Genomic DNA, 4,799 nt, shown 5'->3' with positions numbered 1-4,799 from the left:
GCGGCCCGACGATCACCGCGGCCGCGAGAGGCAGCCGCCCGGGCACGGCCGCCCCGCCGTCGTCGACGACCATCCCGCGGAACCTGGCCCCGGTCATGGGCCGGGCCGCGGGCGCGGCGACGGGCGCGCGTTCCCACGCGGCATCGGGGAACCAGGCCCGCGCGAGGGCGAGCAGGTCCGTCCCTGCCGGGAGTGCGAGCACATGCCTGCCGTCGAGCGCAGCCGGGAGCGCAACGTCCATGCGCGCACGGTAGGGCCTGGATGCTGCCGGGATGTTTCGTTCGCGGTGCTATCGGGTGCCTAACCGTTCGTGCACCGGACGGGGCGCGTCGTCCACGGTATCGGCGGACGTTGTCCACAGACGCTCACGCACAGATACCCACGGGTGTGGACAGCCCTGTGGACGAACGGGTGACGGTGTGGACGACGACGTCAGGCGCGCACGTCGTGCAGGTGGTGGACCACGTCGTGCAGGAAGTACTGCCCGAGCGTCCGCACCGTGAAGAACGAGCCGTTCGAGCGGCGCCCGGAGCGCTCCCACGCGTCGTCGGCCACCGCGTCGAACGCCGCCGCGGTCGCCTCGCCGGCCTCCACGAGCTCGTCGGCCACGACCGCCGGGTCCTGCAGGTCGTACCGATCCGCGACCGCGGTCGCGTCCTGGTCCCAGTTCTCGAACAGCGGGTCCTCGTGCGCGAGCATGAGGTCGAGCCGCTCGCCGAACACGCGGAACACGTCACGCACGTGCGCCGAGTACTCGAGCGTGGACCAGACCGCCGGTTCGGGACGCACGTCGGCGTCCTCGCGGTGCAGCGCCGAGACGTACCGCGGGAGCAGGTCGCGCACGGTCGCGCCGATCTGGTGGGGATCGACGTCCGCGGCCGCGAAGCCGCACTCGTCGCAGCGCTCGTGCAGGACCCAGGTCCAGTCCTTCTCGTCCGGCACGATCTGGTCGGACGCGCTCGAATCGGTCGTCATGACGGCACGCTAGCAACCATGCACGGCGTTCGGGGCCCGCTCGGCGGAGCGGATCTGCCGCGCCCGTGCCGCCCCGTCAGAGCACGCCCGTCGCCTGCAGCTCGCGGTACTCGTCATCGGTCAGCACCCGCGAGCGGATGAGGAACCGCACCCCCTCCGGCGCCTCCAGCGAGAACCCCGCGCCCCGGCCGGGCACCACGTCGATCGTCAGGTGCGTGTGCTTCCAGTACTCGTACTGCGCCTTCGTCATCCACACCGGGACGCGCACCGGGCCGGTCTCGTCGTCGCCGACCTCCAGGTCCCCCAGGTGCTCGTCGACGTCGCCCGTGAGGAACTCGCCCGCGGGGTAGCACATGGGCGACGAGCCGTCGCAGCAGCCCCCGGACTGGTGGAACATGAGCTCGCCGTGCTGCGCGCGCAGCGAGCGCAACAGCTGCGCCGCGGCGGGGGTGACCGCCACGCGCTCGACCTGCGACGTGGCCACGGGTCGGCCTCCTTCCTCGTCGTCCTGCCAGCATGCGCCGCAGGACCGCGCACCGCCCGACGAGCGGGGGCGCGCGGTCCGCCGACGATCAGCCGGTCCCAGCTCTCAGAAGAACCCGAGCTTGGTGCCCGAGTAGCTGACCAGCAGGTTCTTGGTCTGCTGGTAGTGGTCGAGCATCATCTTGTGGTTCTCGCGGCCCACGCCCGAGCCCTTGTAGCCGCCGAACGCCGCGGCCGCGGGGTACGCGTGGTAGCAGTTCGTCCACACGCGGCCCGCCTGGATGTCACGGCCCGCCCGGTAGGCGGTCGCCTGCTCGCGCGACCACACGCCCGCGCCCAGCCCGTACAGCGTGTCGTTGGCGATCGCGATCGCGTCCGAGTAGTCGGAGAACGACGTGACGGCCACGACCGGCCCGAAGATCTCCTCCTGGAAGATGCGCATCGAGTTCTTGCCCTCGAACACGGTCGGCGTCACGTAGAACCCGTCGGCGAGGTCGCCGTCCAGGTGCGCGCGCTCGCCGCCCGTGAGCACCTTGGCGCCCTCGGCCCGGCCGATGTCGAAGTAGCTGAGGATCTTCTCGAGCTGGTCGTTGGACGCCTGCGCGCCGATCATCGTCTCGGTGTCCAGCGGGTTGCCCTGCTTGATGGCCTTGACCCGCGCGATCCCGTCCGCGAGGAAGTCGTCGTAGATCGACTCGGCGATCAGCGCCCGCGACGGGCACGTGCACACCTCGCCCTGGTTGAGGGCGAACATCGCGAAGCCCTCGAGCGCCTTGTCGTAGTAGTCGTCCTTGGCGCGGGCGACGTCCTCGAAGAAGATGTTCGGGCTCTTGCCGCCGAGCTCGAGCGTCACCGGGATGATGTTCTGCGACGCGTACTGCATGATCAGGCGGCCCGTCGTCGTCTCGCCCGTGAACGCGATCTTGCGGATCCGCGACGACGAGGCGAGCGGCTTGCCGGCCTCGACGCCGAACCCGTTGACGACGTTGAGCACGCCCGGCGGGAGCAGGTCCGCGATCAGCTCCATGAGGAAGAGGATCGACGCGGGCGTCTGCTCGGCCGGCTTGAGCACCACGGTGTTGCCCGCCGCGAGCGCCGGTGCGAGCTTCCACGTGGCCATGAGCAGCGGGAAGTTCCACGGGATGATCTGCCCGACCACGCCCAGCGGCTCGTGGAAGTGGTAGGCGATCGTGTCCTCGTCGATCTCGGAGATCGACCCTTCCTGCGCGCGGATCGCACCCGCGAAGTAGCGGAAGTGGTCGATCGCGAGCGGCAGGTCGCACGCGAGGATCTCGCGGATCGGCTTGCCGTTCTCCCAGGTCTCCGCGACCGAGAGCATCTCGAGGTTGGCCTCCATGCGGTCGGCGATCTTGTTGAGGATCACCGCGCGCTCGGTCGCGCTGGTCTTCCCCCACGTGCGCGCGGCACCGTGCGCCGCGTCGAGCGCGCGCTCGATGTCGTCGGCGTCGCCTCGTGCCACCTCGGTGAACGTGTGGCCGGTGACGGGGCTCGGGTTCTCGAAGTACCGACCGGCTGCCGGGGCGACGAACTCGCCGCCGATCCAGTGGTCGTAGCGCTCGCGATACGTGGCCAGGCTGTCGGGCTTGCCGGGTGCTGCGTAGACGGTCATGCGGCCGCTCCCTCCGGGTGCGACGGGCGCCGGCGGGGCCGTGGCGCCCGGGCGCGGCATCGTTGCCACGCTCGTCCGCGACGCTAGGCACGCAGAGGTTGCATCACGGTTGCACGGCTCAGCCGGCGAGTGCGGCCCGGAGGAAGGCGATGTCGTCGGCCTGGCCCTCGGCCGGGGTCTCGACGATCGCGTCGCAGGCGGCCTCACGGACCACGTGCGCGATGAGCTCGGGCGGGATCGTGCCGTGCGCGAAGCTGGCGTGCCGGTCGCGGTTCGAGCCCGCCTCGTCGCGCGAGCTGTTCGCGTGGACCAGGTCGATGCGGCCGGTGATCGCGGTGACGTCCGCGACCACGGTCTCGAGGTCCAGGCCCGAGGCCCACGCGTGGCACGTGTCGAGGCAGAAGCCCACGTCGTACTGGCCGATCGCGTCCCACAGCCGTGCGATCGCCTCGAGCGTGCGGGCGCACGCGTTCTCGCCGCCCGCGGTGTTCTCGACGAGCACGCGCACCGGGAAGGTCGCGCGCTCGAACGTCTTGCGCCAGTTGTCGACGCCGACCGCGATGTCGTCGCCCGCGCCCACGTGCCCGCCGTGCACGATGAGCCCGCGGGCCCCGAGGGTCGCAGCCGCCGCGCTGTGCTGGGCGATCATGTTCCGGCTCGGGATGCGGATGCGGTTGTTCGTCGACGCGACGTTGACCAGGTACGGCGCGTGCACGTAGACACCGAGGCCGCTCGCGACGATCGCGTCGGCGTCCGGGCGCGGCTCCGGCTTCTTCCAGCCCTGCGGGTCCGCCAGGAACACCTGCACCGCCTGCGCGCCGGTCTCGGCGGCGGCCGCCACCGGGTCCTCGCCCCGCGTGTGCGCTCCGATCAGCACCACGTCGTCACCCTCGTCCTCGTCGTCCGGTCGTGCGTCGTCAGGGGTCGTGCCTGGAGCCAGCATGCCCGACGCGCGCCCGTACGCGTCGTGACGACCCCGCTCAGCGCGCGACGACGTCGAGGCGCGAGCGCAGGACGTCCGCGCCGGAGCCGTCGAGCTCGACGGCGTACGCAGTCCGGCCCGCCATGACCATCACGAGGGCCAGCGTCGAGCCCGTGACCACAGGGTTGCCCGCGCCCACGCCCGCGGTGAAGGGGCCGTCGTCGGCGCGCAGCTCGAGGCCCGCGACCTGGGTGCGGCTCGCGACCGCGAAGTCGCGCGCCGCGTAGAACTCCGCGACGGCGGTGAGCGCCTCCACGCCCGGGGTCGTCGTCAGCCCCAGCGGGTGCCGGATGTCCTGGGCGTGCACCACCACCTCGCCGAGGTAGGCGGGCGTGTGCCCGGACGGCGCAGTGGTGCTCGCGACGATCGCGCGGAACCGCTCGAGCGTCTCCGCGGGGGTCCGGCCACGGTGCTCGGCCAGCCGCCGCTCGTTGTGCACGTCGGGGCGGAACCGCGCGCCCACCATGCTGCGCAGCCACCGCCACTGGTTCATGCTCGCCGCGGCCGTCAGGTGGGCGACGACCTCCTCGACGTCCCACTGCCCGCACAGCGTCGTGCGGCGCCACTGGTCCGCGGTGAGGGACGCGAGGTCGTCGGCGAGCGCCGACCGCTCCGCGCGCATGAGGTCCTGCAGGCGGTCGTCGTCCCACGTGCGCGCCATGGTGTTGCGCTCCTCGTCACGAGTCGGGGCCACGGCTCGATCTCGCCACGGCGTCGGCCGCACGACCG

The 4,799-nt window shown here is 72.0% G+C and carries 5 protein-coding genes and 1 pseudogene; all 6 read right to left on the bottom strand.

Translation table 11 applies throughout. The annotated features are described in order from the left end of the window. A pseudogene (locus CWIS_RS19105) lies at nucleotides 1-241 on the bottom strand (hypothetical protein); the annotation flags it as partial. A gap of 191 nt (nucleotides 242-432) precedes the next feature. Further along, a complete protein-coding gene (locus CWIS_RS16435; protein WP_048344424.1) occupies nucleotides 433-975 on the bottom strand; it encodes a DinB family protein in 543 nt (180 codons plus the stop codon). A gap of 76 nt (nucleotides 976-1,051) precedes the next feature. Then, complete coding sequence (locus CWIS_RS16430; RefSeq protein WP_048344423.1) at nucleotides 1,052-1,459, bottom strand: DUF779 domain-containing protein; 408 nt, start codon at nucleotides 1,457-1,459, stop codon at nucleotides 1,052-1,054. A gap of 105 nt (nucleotides 1,460-1,564) precedes the next feature. Next, the gene (locus CWIS_RS16425; RefSeq protein WP_048344422.1) at nucleotides 1,565-3,088 is read right to left on the bottom strand and encodes an aldehyde dehydrogenase family protein; all 1,524 of its coding nucleotides are present in this window, start codon (nucleotides 3,086-3,088) and stop codon (nucleotides 1,565-1,567) included. 118 nt (nucleotides 3,089-3,206) lie between these two features. Beyond that, nucleotides 3,207-3,968, bottom strand: coding sequence for a deoxyribonuclease IV (locus CWIS_RS16420; protein WP_231583964.1), 762 nt, complete (start codon nucleotides 3,966-3,968; stop codon nucleotides 3,207-3,209). 100 nt (nucleotides 3,969-4,068) lie between these two features. Then, nucleotides 4,069-4,764, bottom strand: a complete 696-nt coding sequence (locus CWIS_RS16415) for a maleylpyruvate isomerase family mycothiol-dependent enzyme (RefSeq protein WP_231583961.1) — start codon at nucleotides 4,762-4,764, stop codon at nucleotides 4,069-4,071. Nucleotides 4,765-4,799 lie beyond the last annotated feature (35 nt).

The sequence above is a fragment of the Cellulomonas sp. A375-1 genome (assembly GCF_001040865.1).
Taxonomy (GTDB): domain Bacteria; phylum Actinomycetota; class Actinomycetes; order Actinomycetales; family Cellulomonadaceae; genus Cellulomonas; species Cellulomonas gelida.
This window is presented reverse-complemented; position numbering and strand designations above follow the sequence as displayed.